18 protein-coding genes are annotated in these 19,646 nt (G+C 32.5%); 12 read left to right on the top strand and 6 right to left on the bottom strand.

Annotated elements, in window-relative coordinates; translation table 11 throughout:
• Positions 1-47: 47 nt before the first annotated feature.
• The 5 genes from KHA98_RS02810 (at position 48) to rodA (ending at position 5,716) form a co-directional block, all read left to right on the top strand.
• Positions 48-1,076: a rod shape-determining protein gene (locus KHA98_RS02810; RefSeq protein WP_213255042.1), complete on the top strand. Its 1,029-nt coding sequence runs from the start codon at positions 48-50 to the stop codon at positions 1,074-1,076.
• Positions 1,077-1,186: 110 nt separating this feature from the next.
• Positions 1,187-2,011 carry a rod shape-determining protein MreC gene (gene mreC, locus KHA98_RS02815; protein WP_213255043.1) on the top strand — a complete coding sequence of 275 codons (825 nt, stop codon included), beginning with the start codon at positions 1,187-1,189 and terminating at the stop codon, positions 2,009-2,011.
• The gene (locus KHA98_RS22860) at positions 2,004-2,510 is read left to right on the top strand and encodes a rod shape-determining protein MreD (RefSeq protein WP_246522126.1); all 507 of its coding nucleotides are present in this window, start codon (positions 2,004-2,006) and stop codon (positions 2,508-2,510) included. The genes mreC and KHA98_RS22860 overlap by 8 nt, the downstream gene beginning before the upstream one ends.
• Positions 2,507-4,468 carry a penicillin-binding protein 2 gene (mrdA, locus tag KHA98_RS02820; RefSeq protein WP_213255044.1) on the top strand — a complete coding sequence of 654 codons (1,962 nt, stop codon included), beginning with the start codon at positions 2,507-2,509 and terminating at the stop codon, positions 4,466-4,468. Before KHA98_RS22860 ends, mrdA begins: the two co-directional genes overlap by 4 nt.
• A gap of 12 nt (positions 4,469-4,480) precedes the next feature.
• Positions 4,481-5,716 (top strand): rod shape-determining protein RodA, encoded by a 1,236-nt coding sequence (gene rodA, locus KHA98_RS02825; RefSeq protein ID WP_213255046.1) that lies wholly within the window; start codon positions 4,481-4,483, stop codon positions 5,714-5,716.
• Between the two features lie 212 nt (positions 5,717-5,928).
• Here rodA and KHA98_RS02830 read toward each other — a convergent pair whose 3' ends face one another.
• The 6 genes from KHA98_RS02830 to xrtF form a co-directional block, all read right to left on the bottom strand.
• Entirely contained in the window at positions 5,929-6,609 is a 681-nt protein-coding gene (locus tag KHA98_RS02830; protein ID WP_213255047.1) for a DedA family protein, read from the bottom strand.
• Positions 6,610-6,738: 129 nt separating this feature from the next.
• The gene (locus KHA98_RS02835) at positions 6,739-7,083 is read right to left on the bottom strand and encodes a heavy-metal-associated domain-containing protein (RefSeq protein ID WP_213255048.1); all 345 of its coding nucleotides are present in this window, start codon (positions 7,081-7,083) and stop codon (positions 6,739-6,741) included.
• Positions 7,084-7,112: 29 nt separating this feature from the next.
• Positions 7,113-9,119, bottom strand: coding sequence for a TonB-dependent receptor plug domain-containing protein (locus tag KHA98_RS02840; RefSeq protein ID WP_213255049.1), 2,007 nt, complete (start codon positions 9,117-9,119; stop codon positions 7,113-7,115).
• A gap of 103 nt (positions 9,120-9,222) precedes the next feature.
• Positions 9,223-9,621: an HYC_CC_PP family protein gene (locus KHA98_RS02845; protein WP_213255051.1), complete on the bottom strand. Its 399-nt coding sequence runs from the start codon at positions 9,619-9,621 to the stop codon at positions 9,223-9,225.
• Between the two features lie 45 nt (positions 9,622-9,666).
• Positions 9,667-10,113 (bottom strand): exosortase F system-associated membrane protein, encoded by a 447-nt coding sequence (locus tag KHA98_RS02850; protein ID WP_213255052.1) that lies wholly within the window; start codon positions 10,111-10,113, stop codon positions 9,667-9,669.
• Positions 10,103-10,639 (bottom strand): exosortase family protein XrtF, encoded by a 537-nt coding sequence (gene xrtF / locus KHA98_RS02855; RefSeq protein ID WP_213255055.1) that lies wholly within the window; start codon positions 10,637-10,639, stop codon positions 10,103-10,105. Before xrtF ends, KHA98_RS02850 begins: the two co-directional genes overlap by 11 nt.
• 71 nt (positions 10,640-10,710) lie before the next feature.
• On the opposite strand from xrtF, the gene KHA98_RS02860 reads away from it, so the two are divergent.
• From KHA98_RS02860 to KHA98_RS02890, 7 genes are all read left to right on the top strand, one after another.
• A complete protein-coding gene (locus KHA98_RS02860) occupies positions 10,711-11,166 on the top strand; it encodes a GAF domain-containing protein (protein WP_213255058.1) in 456 nt (151 codons plus the stop codon).
• Positions 11,167-11,197: 31 nt separating this feature from the next.
• Positions 11,198-11,893, top strand: coding sequence for a toxin-antitoxin system YwqK family antitoxin (locus KHA98_RS02865; RefSeq protein WP_213255060.1), 696 nt, complete (start codon positions 11,198-11,200; stop codon positions 11,891-11,893).
• Between the two features lie 129 nt (positions 11,894-12,022).
• Positions 12,023-12,289, top strand: coding sequence for a 30S ribosomal protein S15 (gene rpsO, locus KHA98_RS02870; RefSeq protein WP_089057420.1), 267 nt, complete (start codon positions 12,023-12,025; stop codon positions 12,287-12,289).
• A 167-nt stretch (positions 12,290-12,456) separates the two neighbouring features.
• Positions 12,457-14,592, top strand: coding sequence for a polyribonucleotide nucleotidyltransferase (locus tag KHA98_RS02875; RefSeq protein ID WP_213255061.1), 2,136 nt, complete (start codon positions 12,457-12,459; stop codon positions 14,590-14,592).
• Positions 14,593-14,855: 263 nt separating this feature from the next.
• Positions 14,856-15,659, top strand: a complete 804-nt coding sequence (locus KHA98_RS02880) for a hypothetical protein (protein WP_213255063.1) — start codon at positions 14,856-14,858, stop codon at positions 15,657-15,659.
• A 19-nt stretch (positions 15,660-15,678) separates the two neighbouring features.
• A complete protein-coding gene (locus KHA98_RS02885) occupies positions 15,679-18,441 on the top strand; it encodes a TonB-dependent receptor (protein ID WP_213255066.1) in 2,763 nt (920 codons plus the stop codon).
• Between the two features lie 18 nt (positions 18,442-18,459).
• Positions 18,460-19,632, top strand: a complete 1,173-nt coding sequence (locus KHA98_RS02890; RefSeq protein WP_213255069.1) for a DUF4249 domain-containing protein — start codon at positions 18,460-18,462, stop codon at positions 19,630-19,632.
• The last annotated feature ends 14 nt before the right edge of the window (positions 19,633-19,646 follow it).

The raw sequence follows: 19,646 nt of genomic DNA on the forward strand, positions 1-19,646 counted from the left end.
AACTTTGTTCAAAATAATTTATAACATTTTAAACCCCTAAAAAACTTATGGGATTTTTTGATTTCATGACTGAGGATATTGCGATAGACCTTGGTACCGCAAACACTTTAATCATTCATAATGATAAAGTTGTTATTGATAGTCCATCAATCGTTGCACGCGATAGAATATCAGGCAAAATAATTGCAGTTGGTAAAGAAGCCAATATGATGCAAGGTAAAACACATGAAAACATCAAGACCATAAGGCCATTGAAGGATGGTGTAATTGCAGATTTTGATGCTTCAGAAAAAATGATCAATATGTTCATTAAGAGTATACCGGCATTAAAGAAAAGAATGTTTACCCCGGCATTAAGAATGGTGGTATGTATTCCTTCTGGAATTACTGAGGTTGAAATGCGTGCAGTAAAAGAATCTTGTGAAAGAGTAAACGGAAAAGAAGTTTACTTAATTCATGAGCCTATGGCAGCAGCAATTGGTATTGGTATTGATATCATGCAGCCAAAAGGAAATATGATTGTTGATATTGGAGGTGGTACAACAGAAATCGCTGTTATCGCATTGGGCGGAATTGTTTGCGACAAATCTGTAAAAATTGCAGGTGACGTTTTTACAAACGATATCGTGTATTACATGCGTACACAACACAACCTTTTTGTTGGAGAAAGTACTGCTGAGAAAATAAAAATTCAAATTGGTGCAGCTATTGAAGATTTAGATGGTCCACCAGAAGAAATGTCTGTTCAGGGTAGAGATTTACTTACCGGAAAACCAAAACAGGTTGATGTTTCTTACCGTGAGATTGCTAAAGCTTTAGATAAATCTATTCAGCGTATTGAAGATGCGGTAATGGAAACTTTATCTCAGACTCCTCCGGAATTAGCTGCCGATATTTACAATACAGGTATTTATCTAGCAGGTGGTGGATCGATGTTAAGAGGTCTTGATAAACGTATTTCTCAAAAGACTGACTTACCGGTTTATATTGCAGAAGATCCTTTAAGAGCAGTTGTTCGTGGTACAGGAATGGCACTTAAAAATATCGCAAAATTTAAAAGCATCTTAATCAAATAAGATTCAAAATAACAAATCAATATTTTTTTATTGGAGTTAAATTCAAACATTTAACTCCAGTAAAATCTGAAATCATAAGCATATCCTGAAACAAAATAACCAAACAAGAAATGCAGCAAATTTTTAATTTCATTATAAGAAACAGTAATCGATTGCTGTTTTTGCTGCTTTTAGGTATATCGTTGGCGCTAACAATCCAATCGCATTCTTTCCATAGAAGCAAAGTAATCAGTTCTGCTAATTTTCTGAGCGGCGGTGTTTATGAAAAAATTAATCATTTTAATGAATATTTGAATTTAAGAACCGAAAATGATGAGCTTGTACTTGAAAATGCAAGGTTAAAAAGTCTTTTATTCAATAAAGAAGATACCACAAAAATACCTTTGGCAGATAGTATAAAGGGGGTAAAACCTGCTGATATTATTGTTTCAAAAGTAATTCACAACTCTTATAATACACACGAAAACTATATTACCCTAAATTCCGGAGCCAATGATGGTGTGAAACAAGATATGGGGGTAATTAATAGCCTTGGAATTATTGGAGTTATCGACAACACATCTCCAAGATACTCTACTGTGATTAGTATTTTAAATATGAAATCGCAGATTAACGCCAAACTTAAAAAGTCAAATCACTTTGGCTCTTTAACATGGGATGGGAAAAGTACTGGATTTGTACAGCTAAAAGATGTTCCAAGATTAGCTTCTGTTAAAAAAGGCGACACAATAGTAACTGGTGGCCAATCTGTAATTTTCCCTGAAGGAATAAACATCGGAACCGTTGAAACCGTTTACAAAGAAGAACAAACAAGTTTTTATGTTATAAAAGTTAAACTATTTAACGACATGACAAACCTTGGACATGTTTACATCATCAAAAGTAAAGACAGAGAAGAACTTATTAATTTAGAAAAAAAGGAAAAAGATGAATAGCGCGTTGTTAGTCAATGTTTTGCGATTTATTATGTTACTTGCAATTCAGGTTGTTATTTTTAACAATATGAATTTTCTAGGTTACATAAGTCCTTTTCCATATATTCTGTATATAATTTTATATCCTGTAAACAGTAATAGATCCGGATTAATCATTTCAAGTTTTTTACTTGGGATCATGATGGACATGTTTTGTAATTCGGGAGGAATTCATGCTACTGCATGTGTAATTCTTGCCTATTACAGACCTTATATATTTAAATTTTCTTTTGGTCTAAGTTATGAGTATCAAACCATAAAACTAAATGAATCTTTAACTCCTGAACGTTTTTCATTTATTCTCGTTTCTGTTTTACTGCATCACATTGTACTCTTTGTACTCGAAGCATTTCAGTTTAGATTTATTTGGGACATTTTACTTAGAACGTTGTTCAGTTCGATATTTACAATAATCATATCAATAATTATAATTTACCTTATTAAGCCTAATAAACGATGAGAAAAATACTGCTACCCGCTTTAATTATCATTGCAGGATCTTTGCTGGTGATCAGGGTGTTTTATTTGCAAATTATTGATGATTCTTTCAAATTAAAATCGGATAATAATGCAATTAAAAAGCAGTATGATTACCCCGAAAGAGGATACATTTATGATAGAAATGGCAAACTTTTAGTTGCCAATCAGGCTTCCTATGACATCATGGTTATTCCGAGAGAAATCAAAGAAAACTTAAATATAGATGAATTTTGTGCACTCTTAAACATCACAAAAGAAGATTACGAAAGAAGAGTTGCAAAGGCTAAAGTTTATAGTCCGAGACTTCCTTCTGTATTTTTATCTCAATTGAACAAAAATGAATTTGCTGCTTTTCAGGAGAAAATCAGAAAATACGAAGGTTTCTATTTTCAAAAACGATCTCTTCGTGATTATGAAGTTGATTATGGCGCCAATATCTTTGGTTTTATTACGCAGGCAGATGAGCGTTTAATAGCAAAAAACCCATATTATAATAGCGGGGATTTAATTGGAAAACAAGGTGTAGAACAAAGTTATGAAGAGATTTTGCGTGGTATAAAAGGCGTGAAATACATTCAGAAAGATAAATATAACCGTGAAATTGGCTCTTATAAAAACGGAAAATACGATACTATAGCTGTTGCCGGAGAAGATATTAATCTAACCATTGATGCCGAACTTCAAAAATACGGGGAAGAATTAATGATCAATAAAAGAGGGGGAATTGTTGCAATTGAACCTAAAAGTGGAGAAATTCTGGCACTTGTTACAGCACCATCTTATGATCCGGGGATTTTGGTAGGTCGTCAAAGATCTAAAAACTACACCCTTTTATATCGTGATTCTATTGCAAAACCATTATACGACAGAGGACTTTTGGCAGAATATCCTCCAGGCTCGCCATTTAAAATTTTAACTGGTTTAGTGGCATTACAAGAAGGTGTGATCAACGAACAAACTACTTTTATGTGTCATCATGGATTTAGCTACGGAAGAGGTCGCTTTATGAAATGTCACGGTTTTGGTCCACATCAATTACATAACGGAATTTACAATTCTTGTAATACTTATTTTGCACAGGCCTACATGTTAACTATTAACAAGTTTAACAACCCTGGTAAAGCTGTAGATGTTTGGAGTGACCACGTAAAAAGTTTTGGCTTAGGTCAGTTTATGGGATATGATTTACCAACAGGTAAAAGAGGAAATATTCCAACTTCTAAAACGTATAAAAAAATCTATCCTAACGGAGGCTGGAGAAGTACAACAATTGTATCGAATTCAATTGGCCAGGGAGAGGTTTTGATGACTCCTATTCAGTTGGCCAACATGATGGCTACCGTAGCGAATCAGGGATATTATTATACGCCTCATATCATTAAAAAAATTGAAGGAGAAAAGATCGATGAAAAGTTCACAACAAAACATGTGACTACGATTGATCAAAAATATTTTCCACCTGTTATCAGCGGATTATTTGATGTTTACAACAAAGGTACTGCTTATGCTCTGAGAGTGGAAGGAATAGACATTTGCGGAAAAACAGGAACTGCTGAGAATTACGCAAAAATAAACGGTAAAAGAGAAAAACTTAAGGACCACTCTATATTTGTGGCTTTTGCCCCAAAAGACAATCCAAAAATTGCTATTGCAGTAATGATTGAAAATGGAGGTTTTGGAGCAACAGTAGCAGGTCCGATTGCAAGTTTGATGATTGAAAAATATTTAAGAAAAAAGATCACAAGAAACGATCTGGAAGTTCGTGTTCTTAATAAAAGTTTGGCAAGCGAATATGCAAAATTGGGCGGAATGAACGAAGCCAGCGCGATTGAATCGACACCAAAGGACTCTGTTTTAAAAGCAAAAATTGTTGCACCTAAACCGGCTCCTAAAACTGAAATTAAAAAAACATCAATAGATACCACTAAAAAGAACTAAAGATTATTTCAAATGAAAAATCAAAGTGTAAAAAATAACATAGACTGGATAAGTGTTTTTATCTACATCTCGTTAGTAATATTAGGGTGGCTAAATATCTATTCATCATCATTATTATCAACAGAAGGTACCTATCAAAAACAACTAATTTTTATTGGTTGTACCATTCCTTTGATATTTGTTGTACTTTTTGTTGACGGAAAGTTTTATGAAAAGTATGCCAGTATCATTTTTGGTGTATCGTTACTATCTCTTGCAGGGCTTTTCCTTTTTGGAAAAACAATTGCCGGGCAAAGATGTTGGTATGCCATTGGAAGTTTTACTTTGCAACCATCTGAGTTTGCAAAAGCCGCTACATCATTAGCTTTAGCAAAATACTTAAGTGATTCGCAAATCAATCTGAAAGACGTAAACAGGCAAATTCAGGCTCTTGCAATTGTATTTTTACCGGTTATACTTATCTTACCGCAGCCGGATCCCGGAAGTGCGTTAATCTACAGTATTTTTATTATCGTTCTGTACAGAGAAGGATTACCATCATGGTATGTTCTTACAGGGTTTATTACAATACTTTTATTTGTACTTACACTAGTTTTAGAACCTTGGGTGGTAATACTTTTGGCAGCATTAGTATTAGCTGTTATACATTTTAAAGGTCGGGTTGTAGACAGAAATTTACTTATGAGTGGTATTCTTTTGGTCATAGCCTCAGCTTTTGTTTTTTCTGTAGATTATGTATTTGATCACGTTTTCAAGCAACACCATAGAGATCGTTTCAATATTTTACTTGGAAAAACAGTCGATATGAAAGGTATTGGATACAATACCAATCAATCTGAAATCGCGATTGGATCGGGAGGATGGATTGGAAAAGGATTTTTACAAGGAACACAAACTAAAGGAGGATTTGTACCAGAACAACATACCGATTACATTTTCACCACTGTTGGAGAAGAATGGGGTTTTGTTGGTTCATTTGTTGTAATTGCTCTTTTTGTTGGGCTATTTTTGAGGGTTATTTATTTAGCGGAAAGACAAAAAACCAAATTCAGCAGGGTTTATGGTTATTGTGTTGCCGGAATTCTTTTCATTCACTTTTTTGTAAATATTGCTATGGTTATTGGTATTTTCCCAACAATTGGAGTCCCTCTGCCCTTTTTCTCGTATGGAGGTTCCGGACTATGGGGATTCACTATTTTGTTGTTTATATTCTTAAAAATGGATGCCAATAAAGTAAATGAATGGTAATTATTAAATGCTCAAAGTTTAAATTCAAATATTGATTCTGAACATTAATTTTCAGCTGTAATTCTTTAAGTTATACATCATCAGAACAATATATTTAGCATTAGCTTTTTATCTATCTAATGATCTGAAAACAATTAAAATTCAATAAAATAAATACATAAAAAAAGTCCGAAGTTTAATACTTCGGACTTTTTTATTTTGTTAAACGTTATTTATACATGTTCACTTGGTCTCTTTTTTAAAAGCTTTAAAAGTACAGGGAATGTAGAAATGATAACTATAATAATAATGATATATTCAATATGTTGTTTTAAATCTATCCCTTGTTTCAAAAAGACACCATACAGATAATGTCCTGCAAAGATTAATATAAACGACCATAAAAAAGAACTTAGTATATTGTAGAACATAAACTTCTTCTTATCCATAGAAACTATTCCCGCAATGATTGGCGCAAAAGTTCTGAAGATTGGAAGAAAACGAGCATATATAATAGCTTTTCCACCATATTTTTCAAAAAAGTCTTTTGATTGCAAAAGGTATTTTTTCTTAAACCAGAACGTATCTTCTTTCTTAAATAAGTAATAACCACTTTTGGCTCCAAACCAATAACCGGTCATATTACCAAAAACTCCCATAATAGCTACTGCCAGCGAAAGTAAAAAAACATTAATAAAATCACCTGGAATATAAACCACATTCTGGACTAAATCGCGACTGTAAATACCCGCTAAAAAAAGTAAACTGTCTCCCGGAAGAAAAAAACCTGCAAAAAGTCCTGTTTCGGCAAAAACTATAAACAGAACAATAAACAACCCAATTTCAAAACCTCCGATACTTAAAGTTATATAAAATTCAGGGTTTATTAACTGGGTCCAATCAAAATTATTCATAAAAAGAATTTGGTTATACTTATAAAAGGGTGAAATTAACAATAATTTGCTTTAACCACAATTAAATGCTTTATTTTAAAGATAAATTAACTATTAAAAAAGCCCAAGTACAAACCCGGGCTTTTAAAATTATTCTTGTCTTTCGTATTTACAGCAAGAATGAAGATTATCATAATCAGCAACCGTAGCTTTAACCTCTTTTGTATCGTGCCCCGCTTTTGCAATCGCCTTATTTAAATCTTGCGTTGAAGATTTTTCTTCATTTAAAATTACATTCAATTGATGTGAACTTATGTCCCAAGTTGCTGTTTTCACGCCCGGAACTGCAAATGCCGCTTTTTCAATACGTTTTTTGCATTGCTCGCAATTACCATTTACCTCTGTAGTATATTTTAAATTCTTATTTTTTTTGTCCTGAGCTTGTGTCGAGATTCCAAAAAATGCTAGTAATACAATTAAAATTAAGTTTTTCATTTTGTCTAATATTAAAGTTTTAAATTAATTTATTTTATTTTAAATCGCAATCCTGCATAATACATTTGTCCGAAGATTGGCGCATATGCTATCGAAGCATCAAAATTGGGTCCAAATGGATCTTCTGCTCCTAAAATTGCTTTTTGTTGTTTGTAATTTCCAATGTTTTCTCCTCCAATATAAACCTCAAAAACCGGAGAAAAAACTCTTGTTACCTGAGCATTCATAACGGCATAAGATGGTGAGAAATCCGGAAACTGATCTTCCACTGGATTAGATGCCGTATAAGGCAATTGTTGCTTTCCTGACCAATTAAAGGTATAATCAAACTTCCATTGTTTTCCATTGTTTGAAGGTGTTTCGTATTCCAGATTTCCTAAAAAACGATGTTTTGCCTGAAGCGGACGTTGAAAAGTTCCTCTTAGATAGTCAGTTTGAATGTCGTAATATTTATAAGCTGTTCTTAAATTAAGATTATGAATCAACTCATAATTAAATTCAACTTGAAGACTGTTTGCAAATGAACTTCCTTTTAAATTATAAAATAAAACATCCTGAGGACTCTGCATTAAATCAACAACAGCCTGGTTTTGAAAGTCAGTTCTGTACAAGTCAAATCCAGCTTCGGCATTTTTATTAAAAAGTTTAAATTTCTGCGAGAAGCTTACGCCATAATTCCAGGCAATTTCAGGATTTAGTCCGTAGATTTTTCCGTTAGTATCTAAAATTGAGAATGTTCTTGAACTTGCGAAAAGTTGTTGATTTTCGGCAAAAATATTGGCTGAACGCTTCCCTCTTCCTGCAGAAAAACGAACTACTCCATTTTTCCATGGATTATACCTCATGTGCAAACGAGGTGTCACAAAAAATCCAAGTCGATTATGATTGTCAACTCTTCCTCCCAAAATCAAACTAAAATTATCGGTATTGTCGTAGGTGTATTCAAAAAATGCCCCAACAGAATTATCAATTCTACTGTAATCATTTACATTCACAAATTCCTGATACTGATCATACGTGAAATTTAATCCGGTTGTGAATTTATGCATCGTATTGCTGATAATCGAATTGAAAATTAAATTCGAATAAAAACTATTCTGCTTGATATCATATTGATTTAAACCATAATAGGAATCTTGCTTGTGGCTGTTAAAAGCATTTTGAAAACCAATACTCTGATAAGGCATATCTGGAAAAACATATCCTATTTTGGTCGATACATCAAAGCGTTCTGTGTTGATTTCTGAACCCCATTTATTTGTGGTTCCGCGATCTCGATCTTTATCAAAATCAACCTCTCCGGTTTGCTTTTTATCATTCATATATCTGAAATTGATAAAACTTACCAAACCACTTTCGGCATCATAATATTGATAACGATTTAAAACATTGATTTGCTTCCCTAACGGATTATCCAGAAAACCATCGTCATTCATATCGTTTTTTGCTACACGGGTGTTTCCATGAACAAAAAGACTTGTAGCCCATTTATCTGATAGTTTTTTATTAAACTGAGTATTCAATTCAAAACGGGCATCGGTAGAACCGTAAGCATTCAGAAAAAACGGAACATCATTTAATGGTTTTAAAAGCTCTGTGTTTATTTGTCCCGAAATACTTTCGTAACCATTAATAACACTTCCGGCTCCTTTTGTAATCTGAACACTTTCTATCCAGGTTCCCGGAGTAAAAGATAATCCATAGGCCTGAGAAGCGCCACGAACGGATGGAATATTTTCTTCGGTAATCATTAGGTACGGACTTGTTAAACCTAACATTTTGATTTGTTTGGTTCCAGTTAAGGCATCCGAGAAATTGACATCTATAGAAGGATTTGTCTCAAAACTCTCAGCAAGATTACAGCAAGCAGCTTTTAAAAGTTCTTTACTGGTTATTACTGATGTATTAGCGGTAAGGGTGTACGATTTTTTAATTCCCTTTTGCTTCTTGGTGATTTTTACTTCTTCTAAATCTTCTTGCGAAAACACAGACAAGGAAAGCAAAATCATGCCCAAAAGCATAATATTTTTGTGCATATAAAAATGATTTTAATGTTAATTAGAAAACTGCTTTCTTATTTTTTATAAAAAATACAAGCAGAAAAGGCAAGCCAAAGTGGGCTTGATTCTAACATTAAAATCAGGAGTAAAAAATATATTGATTGTATAATTTAAATAAAGGGGGCGCATTGGCATCAGAATAATAGGCAATTATCTGATTTGTTTTGAAATTTGGAACTGCCAAAAATGCAATTGGTTTGAATTCCTGAATTACTGCAGGAAAATCAAGCTGAAAAAAGAAGATCTTAAAAGTAGCATGATCTGATTTTTTTTCAAAATGAACCACTTTGTCTTTACAACAAGATGATTTTTTTTCAGAAGCTCCGCAACATTTTTTTTCTGGTGTTCCGGAAACTGTAGTATTTAATGAAACAGAAGCAATTTTACCTCCGCAATAATGCACATCAAAAGCAAATCCAAAGTTGGAAACCAACAATAGAAAAGCTAAAAACAATCCTGTGCACTTTTTTAAATTCATATTGCAAAATTATCTAAAAAGACTTAAAAAAATTCTAATGAAATGTTATTTTTTGAAATTTTCCTGCTGGTAATAAAATGCAGGAATAAATAATATAACAAATATGGGCTGAATTATAAATCTTCGAACATAAAACAAAAGCCAGTTTCCATCTGGGAAATATTCTAAGATTAAAACAAATGCTACCATTAAAAATACCAGAAAAAACAGGTAAAGAAAAGTACTAAATTTTAAGATTTCGACATCTCTAAACAAATTATAAATCAGAGCTAAAGACAAAATCGAATTCAAAGAATAACGCACTAAAAGCCCGCCAAGAAGCTTTAAAACATCTACTTGAGGATAAGGCGTATTTTTAAATTCAGCTTCAAAATATACTAAAAACGGATCGTAAAAAAGGCTGTTCTCAAAAGCTCTGATAAGACCAAAGCCGAATATAATAAGAATCGAAATTCCAATTTTATTTCGATGCTCGATTAATCTATTTAGCATATTTCGAAAATTTACTTACCCAAATCACCCACAGTGCAAACACGATTCCGTAAATAATCAGAGGAAAAAGAACACCATGTATAAAATGAAGATGTTGCGGATAATTAAACAATAATACTGTCAAAAGAGCAATTCGGATAACATTTAGAACATAAATAAAAAACACTCCGAATAAAATAAAAAGTAAAGTCGTTTTAAATTTTCCTGAAAAGGCAATCACAAAAGACACAAATAATATAATAACACTTACGGCATTGCACCCCTCAATTATCCTAATAATATATTTATTATTGTACAAAACGTTTAAACAAGATTCATGTACACTTTGTACAATTTTTATGTCTGAATTAAAAAAAAGCATTAAGCTTTCAACATGTCTCCCAACTACCTTTGTGATTCCGTCAACCTCTATTAAATCAAAACTATTTAAATATAACTTATAAAGTATAGTGAGTATAATATATACCGAGAAAAACGTGCTTATAAAAATTAAGAATGGTTTAAATTGTACTAAATATTTTTTCAATGGATTTTTTTTTCAAATTTATGTATTTTTTGAGAGTAGCTTTAAATACTTTTGTATAAAATTATTACATCATGAGTTTTCAGGAATTACAACCAAAAGTAAGCGCTATTGTAGCTGAAAATAGTACAAACAGAGACGAAAAATTATTAGCAATCTGTCAATTGCTAAATGAAAATATAGAATATTACAACTGGGTTGGCTTTTATTTTGCCAATCACGAGAACAAAACATTGCACCTTGGCCCTTATGTTGGAGCAGAAACAGATCATACTGTTATTCCGTTTGGGAAAGGAATTTGTGGTCAGGTAGCCGAAAGTAATGCCAATTTTGTAGTGCCGGATGTAGCAGCACAAGACAATTATATTGCCTGCAGTTTCACCGTTAAATCAGAAATTGTAGTTCCTTTATTTGTAAACGGGGTAAATATTGGTCAAATCGATATTGACAGCCATGTTATTGATCCTTTTACAGAAGCTGACGAAAGATTTTTAGAATTTGTAAATCAAGAAGTTGCAAAATTATTCTAGAAGAACTATTTTTAAGTAAAAATAGAACGGAATGAAAAGCAATATCTTCATTTTTCTGCTTCTGATACTTTCAGTTAATCTGTCTGCACAAATTAACATGCTCTCGAAAAAAATCTTTCTGGACTCGTTAAATCGTGAATGTACACCCGAAAAATATGCTTATACTAGAGTAATTACCAACTACTCTCAAAAAAGTGTTCGCTATGTTGTAACTGATTTTTACAAGAACGGCAGAAAAAAAATGACCGGAGCTACTTTAGACAGAGATATTCTAAAAAAGGATGGAGAGTTTATTTGTTATTACAAAAACGGAGCAAAAGAATCTGTGGTAAATTATTCTCAGGATCATAAAGAAGGAAAAGAAATTAGTTGGTACGAAAACCAAAATAAAAAATCTGAGAAACAGAATATCTGGAATCCTAAAACGAAGGCTGTTCAAACTTCTATTCTTAATTTTTGGAATACAGAAAATGAGCAGAAAGTAATTGATGGGAATGGTGAGTATGCCAGTACCGATAATTTTGTTACTGAAAAAGGAGTCCTTAAAAATGGTTTAAAGCAAGGTCTCTGGCAGGGAAATGATGCCTTACGTAAAATTACATTTACTGAAAATTACGACAAAGGAATCTTAATCTCGGGAGTAGGCGTAAATGAAAACAATATAAATTATTCTTATTCTTCGCTAAATGAAAGAATAGCACCTAAAAAAACAGCTTCAAATCGTTAAAAACGAATTTCTTAGGTCTTATTTTTAGATTCTTTTATTTTTTTTTGATTTTTCTGTTTTTTTAATCTAATTTTGCACCCGTCTACAAAAGATGTAAGACATACATAAAAATCATTAAATAATATTGGAATGTATTTAAGCAAAGAAAAGAAAGAAGAGATTTTCGCACAACACGGTGGTGCAACAAACACTGGAAGCGCAGAAGGTCAAATTGCATTGTTCACTTATAGAATTTCTCACTTAACTGAACACTTGAAAAAAAATCGTCACGATTACAACACAGAGCGTTCTCTTGTACTATTAGTAGGTAAAAGAAGATCGTTGTTAGATTACTTGAAAAAGAAAGAGATCAACAGATATCGTGAGATTATCAAAGTATTGAATATCAGAAAATAATCAATATAGAAAAGAGGTGCGAAAGTGCCTCTTTTTGTTTTTACATTACACGCATACTATTACAAGAAAAAAAGTTTGGTTTTTCATTGGGTTTTAGACAACAACAACTACACACAACAACTACAACACAACTAAAACCCATTGTATAATCAATAAGGAAAAAATTTATGATTCCACAATTATTTGTAGAAAAGATCGATTTAGGTGATGGCAGAAGCATCACAATCGAGACAGGACGTTTAGCAAAACAAGCTGATGGTTCTGTAGTAGTAAGAATGGGCGACACAATGATTCTTGCAACAGCAGTTTCAGCTCGCACATCAAACCCAGCGGTTGACTTTTTACCATTAACGGTAGATTACCGCGAAAAATTCGCAGCAGCAGGTCGTTTCCCAGGAGGTTTCTTTAAAAGAGAAGCACGTCCAAGCGACAGCGAAGTATTAACAATGAGATTAGTAGACCGTGTATTGCGTCCGCTTTTCCCAGATGATTACCATGCTGAAACACAAGTTATGATTCAGTTAATGTCTCACGACGAAGAAGTTATGCCAGATGCATTAGCTGGTTTAGCTGCTTCTGCAGCATTAGCAGTTTCAGACATCCCGTTTTACAACTTAATTTCTGAAGTACGTGTTGCACGTATCGACGGAAAATTAGTAATCAACCCAAGCAGAGAAGAATTAGAAAAATCAGACATCGACATGATGATTGGAGCTTCTATGGATTCTGTAGCAATGGTTGAAGGTGAGATGAAAGAAATTTCAGAAGCTGAAATGATCGAAGCTATTAAATTTGCTCACGAGGCTATCAAAGTTCAAATTCAGGCTCAATACCGTTTACAAGAAGCTTTTGGTAAAAAAGAAATTCGTACTTACGAAGGTGAGAAAGAAAACGAAGAAATTTACAAAAAAGTAAAAGCTGCAGCATACGATAAAATTTATGCTATTGCAAAAGTTGGTTCAGCTAAACACGAAAGAGGTGCTGCATTTGCTGAAGTAAAAGAAGAAGTTAAAGCTTTATTTACTGAAGAAGAATTAGCTGCTGATGGTGATTTAGTTTCTAAATATTTCTACAAAACAAACAAAGAAGCTGTTCGTAACGTAGTTTTAGAATTAGGCGTTCGTTTAGATGGTAGAAAAACTACAGATATCAGACCAATCTGGTGTGAAACTGATTATTTACCAAGAGTTCACGGATCTTCTTTATTTACACGTGGAGAAACTCAAGCTTTGGCTACAGTAACTTTAGGAACTTCCAGAGAAGCTAACCAAATCGATTCTCCATCTGAGCAAGGTGAAGAGAAATTCTACTTACACTATAACTTCCCTCCTTTCTCTACTGGTGAAGCAAAACCATTAAGAGGAACTTCAAGAAGAGAAGTTGGTCACGGTAACTTAGCTCAAAGAGCATTAAAAAATATGATTCCTGCAGATTGTCCTTACACAATCCGTGTTGTTTCTGAGGTTTTAGAATCTAACGGTTCTTCTTCTATGGCAACTGTTTGTGCCGGAACAATGGCTCTTATGGATGCTGGAGTTCAAATGGTAAAACCAGTTTCTGGTATTGCTATGGGATTAATTACTGACGGTGAGAAATTTGCTGTATTGTCTGATATCTTAGGAGACGAAGATCACTTAGGAGATATGGACTTTAAAGTAACTGGAACTGCTGATGGTATCACTGCTTGTCAAATGGACATCAAAATTGATGGTTTACGTTATGACATTATGGAACAAGCTTTATCTCAAGCTCGTGACGGACGTTTGCATATTTTAGGAAAATTAACTGAAACTATTGCAACTCCAAGAGCTGACGTAAAAGCACATGCACCAAAAATCATTACAAGAACTATTCCTGGAAACTTTATTGGAGCATTAATTGGACCTGGTGGAAAAGTAATTCAGGAATTACAAAAAGCTACTGGAACAACTATTGTGATCAACGAAGTTGACGAGCAAGGTGTAATCGAAATCTTAGGTACAGATCCTGCTGGAATTGAAGCGGTATTGGCAAAAATCCAATCTATCACTTTCAAACCACAAATGGGAGAAGCTTACGAAGTTAAAGTAATCAAAATGCTTGATTTTGGAGCTGTAGTAGAATATACTGCTGCACCAGGAAACGAAGTATTGCTTCACGTTTCTGAACTAGCTTGGGAACGTACTGAAAACGTTGCTGACGTAGTTAATATGGGAGATGTATTCCAAGTGAAATACTTAGGAGTTGACCCTAAAACTAAAAAAGAAAAAGTGTCTAAAAAAGCACTTGTTCCAAGACCTCCACGTGAGGAGAAAAAAGAGTAATCAGATCTTAGTTTACTAAAGGTTTATTCATAGAAAACCCCAGTTCATTCATTTGCACTGGGGTTTTTCGGTTTTCACATCTACTTTTCAACCTAAAATCATATGGTTAAAACGCTAATCCAGAACGTTTTCAAGAAAAACACATTATAGATTAAATAATGTTGTTGGTTTAAAAATCAATGTTGTTGGTTTAATTTATTTTTTAACAAAACATCATTAACATAGTTTTATATAGAAAACCACTACATAAAACTAAAATATTGATGAGAAAGAGTATTGCATTGTCAAGAATTAAAACAATATTATTTATCATAATCTCTTTTAAAATCAAACTATATTACAAAATCCCTCCACTAAAAATCATAAATTACTCAACAGTAATTTGTATTCTACTATTACTTTCAATCAACAGTTTTTCTCAAACTAATGCAAAAAAAGAAGTCTCTAATTATCTGGACAAAACAATTGGCGAAGAAATTCTAAACATCAATAACGGCAAAATTCATATTGACCCTTATAATGTTAAAAATGATCATAACTATTATTTAAATAAAAACTTCGTAAAAGGATCTGTTTTTTATGACAATCAACTATATGAAAACATTCTCATAAAGTATGATATATATAAAGACCAACTTGTAAAATCATTTAAGAACAATAACACATTCGGTATAACGCTTACAAATGAAAAAATCGATTATTTTTTGATCGAAAATAAGAGATTTGTCAATATTGATAATAAGTATAAATATCCAAAAGCCATCACCGGTTTTTTTGAAGAAAAATATTTAGGCAAAACTATCTCCCTGTACATTAAACCTTTTAAAACCGCAAAAGAAATTATTATTGAAAATAATTTGTACACAGAATTCAAAGAATATAATAACTATCAACTTCTTTATAATTCAAAATTTACATCTGTAAACACACAAAAAGAAATCCTCACACTATTTCCTCAACTAAAAAAAGAAATAAAAGATTATTACAAAAGAAATAAAATCCCAGAAGAAACAAACCCATACCAATTCAAAGCAGATTTAATAAAATTTATTGATAACAATTTATAAGCGCTATTCCAAAACCTAAATGAAAAAACACTTTATCTTCTGTTTATTTTTATTATTATCAAATTTCCTTTTTTCTCAGGAAAAAAATATTTCTATAGAATATTCAAATGTAACACGAAAAAAAGCTATTGAAATACTAGAAAAAAACACTTCTTTTCGCTTCTATTTTGAGGACCAATGGCTATCTAACAATGAACTTATTTCGGATAAATTTAAAGACACCTCTATTACAGTAGTTTTAGACGCTATTTTTAATAACACCACCATAAATTACGTTATTGACAAGAACAATATTATTCTAAGTAATGGTCTTTTAATTTCAAACATTATAACTGAAAGTTATTTTGAAAACACTGATGATAAAAGTGTTACTAAGGCCACTAATTCGCAAATTGTTCCTATTTATAATAAGCAATATCTAAAAGACGCTAGGAAAGATTCAGACTCTATTATTTCTCTTGGTAAACAGTCTTTAATAAACGCATCTCAAACCTACAACTTATCCGGCTATATTAAGGACCGAATTTCAGGAAAACCAGAATACAACATCACTATTAAAGTAAAAGACAAAGACATAAGTACGACAACTGATGCAAATGGTTATTACAGTTTTAGAGTCCCTGCGGGTATTAATATAATTGAAACACAATCTGTTACTCATCAGCCAAAAACTAAAAAGATTGTACTTTACAACAATGGAAAAGTTGATTTTAATTTAGACGAAAATGTAAATGCACTTAAAGAAGTTGTCATCGAAAACAAAAAAACAAGAAATGTAACCTCAGCAGTTACAGGTCTTACAAGTATTGATATCGAAAACATTAAAAATGTGCCTTTGATTTTAGGCGAAAGAGACATTTTTAAAGTTGCGACAACTCTTCCAGGAATAAAAACTGCAGGAGAAGGTTCTGCGGGCTTTAATGTGCGAGGAGGAAAAGATGATCAAAACTTATTTTTACTGGATAACGCTTCTTTATACAATCCATCTCACTTTTTAGGTTTCTTTTCCTCCGTAAATCCTTTTACAACAAAAAAGGCCGATATCTACAAAGGAAGTATTCCTGCTGAGTTTGGAGGAAGACTTTCTTCTGTTTTTGATATTAAATCTAAAAATGGAGATACCGAAAAAGTTTCTGGCGAAGCCGGAATTGGACCGGTTATGAGCAATGTTACTCTGGAAATTCCGATTGTAAAAGGAAAATCAAGCTTATTATTTGGTGGCAGAGCTAGTTATTCTGACTGGATTCTGAGGACTATTAAAGATCCTGAACTGGATAATAGTCAAGCTTCTTTTTATGATGTGATTTTAAAATACAATCATCAAATCAGTAAAAAAGATGATCTCGAAACCTCACTTTATTATAGTCATGACAAGTACAGCATTAATTCAGATTCCATCTACAAATACAACAACTTATTAGCAACCGTAAAATGGGATCATGATTTTAATGCAAAAAATAAATCTTCACTAATTATTACCAATAGTCAGTATAATTTTAATATTGATTACGATTCTCAACCTGAAAAATCATTTGATTACGGCTATAAAATTAATGAAACTCAGTTTGTTTTTAAAATGAGATACAATCTCAATGAAAAACATTCCTTTAATTATGGCATCAGCAGCAAAATATACAATATTAAACCTGGTTTCCTCAAATCAACAAGTGACAACTCTCTCATTAAAGACATCACACTTGAAAAGGAAAAAGCTTTAGAATCGGCTTTATTCTTTACCGAAAATTACAAGGTCAATGACCAACTTTTAATTGATTTAGGTTTACGTTATTCTTTTTATTCTGCACTTGGCCCTTCTACGCAAAACATCTATCAGGATGACCGTCCTAAATCTGAAAGAACAGTTGTTGAAACCAAGACTTACGACAGCAATCAATCCATAAAAACTTATGGTGGCTTTGAGCCTAGAATTTCAGCTCGTTATTTTATACTTCCTGATTTATCCATAAAAGCAAGTTTTGACAGAACGTACCAATACATGCATTTACTGTCTACTAATACCACACAATCTCCAATGGATGTATGGAAACTTTCTGATTTAAATACTAAGCCACAATCTTCCAATCAATTCTCTTTAGGGCTTTTCAAAAATATAATTCAAAAATCATTAGAGCTAAGTATAGAAGGTTATTATAAACGCTCAAAAAACATCCTGGATTACAAAGTGGGCGCCGAATTATTTTTGAACGAAAACATAGAAACAGAACTTCTTCAGGGAGAAGGAAAAGCTTATGGAGTTGAATTTTTGATCAAAAAAGAAAAAGGAAATTTTAATGGCTGGTTAAGCTATACTTATTCCAGAGCTCTGATAAAACTTGACAGTAGATTTGATGCCGAAAAAATAAACAACGGAGATTATTTCCCTACAAATTATGATAAACCGCATGATTTTAGCGCTATTCTAAACTATAAATTCACAAAGAGATACAGTTTGTCAACCAATTTTGTTTACCAAACCGGCAGACCAGTTACTTTTCCTATTGGATCGTATAGTTTTTCGGGAGAGGATTTTACTTTATATAGTAATCGCAATCAATATAGAATTCCGGATTATTACAGATTGGATATTGGTCTCAATTTTGAAGGAAATCATAAAATAAAAAAACTTGCACATAGTTTCTGGAATTTTTCAGTCTACAATGTTCTGGGAAGAAACAATCCGTATAATGTTTATTTTGTTACTGAAGATCGAAAAATCAAGGCATATAAAACATCTATTTTTTCTGTTCCGATTCCAACAATAACGTATAACATTAAATTTTAATTCATTTATCACATCTATATGAATTTATCAATAATCAAAAAAACGACATTGACCTTTTTTACCTTTGCTGTTTTGTCAAGTTGCACGGAACAATATGTATATCAAAATCAAGATTTTGAAGATGCACTGACCGTTGAAGCTACGTTAACCAATGAATTAAAATATCAGGAAATAAACGTTTCAAGGACAAGACTTCTTAATGATACAATAAAAAAGTCTGAACCCGAAGCTAACGTTACTGTTGTTGATAGCGATGGCAATATATTTCAGTTTAACGAAAAAGATGGAAAGTATATTTCTGCAAATGAATTTAAAGCAGAACCAAATAAAAACTATCAATTAAAAATAACAACCAAATCGGGAAAATCATACGTATCTTCAACAGAAGTTTTACCTACGCAAAACAGTATTGATCTGGAAATAGGAATCGCAGAAAAAGACGGCGCCCGAGGTGTTCAGGTAAATGTTAAAAGTTTTGACCCTGCAAATACTTCCAAATATTACCGATATGAATATGAGGAAACTTACAAAATAATAACACCTTATAATATTGATACACGTTTAATAGTGGTGCCAAAAAATGGCTCTTATGGCTATCAAAAAGTTCCGGCAGAACCAAACACTCAAGTTTGCTACACAACCAAACACTCTACAGGAATAAGACAAACCAGTACGGTCGATTTAACAGAAGATCGTGTAAAATATCCTGTCCGTTTTATTAGTGACACAGATTACATGCTGACAAATCGTTATAGCATTATGGTTTCTCAATACACACAGAACGAATCTGCTTACGATTATTATTATAAATCAAAAAAAATAATTGATTCAGGAGAATTATTATCTCCAAATCAGCCTGGATATGTTGTAGGAAACATCAAATCAACAACCGATTTTCGTGAAAAAGTTGTTGGTTATTTTGAAGTTGCATCAGTCTCCAAAAAAAGAATCTTTTTTAGCTTCAAAGATTTTTTCCCTTCAGAAAAACCTGTCGAATATTTTAAAATTTGCGATGCCCGACTCTTTGACTTTGATGAAATAGCACTAGAAAATCATAAGTTACTTAAGACGTATGATTTTTTAGGAGATGGTCCAGGAATGACACCTTCCGGCTTCTACATGGTAGAAAAAAAATGCGGAGATTGTACATCATTTTCTTCTAACGTAACACCTTCATTTTGGGAAAATTAAACATAAAATTAGCT

Source organism: Flavobacterium branchiicola, assembly GCF_018383905.1.
Classification (GTDB): domain Bacteria; phylum Bacteroidota; class Bacteroidia; order Flavobacteriales; family Flavobacteriaceae; genus Flavobacterium; species Flavobacterium branchiicola.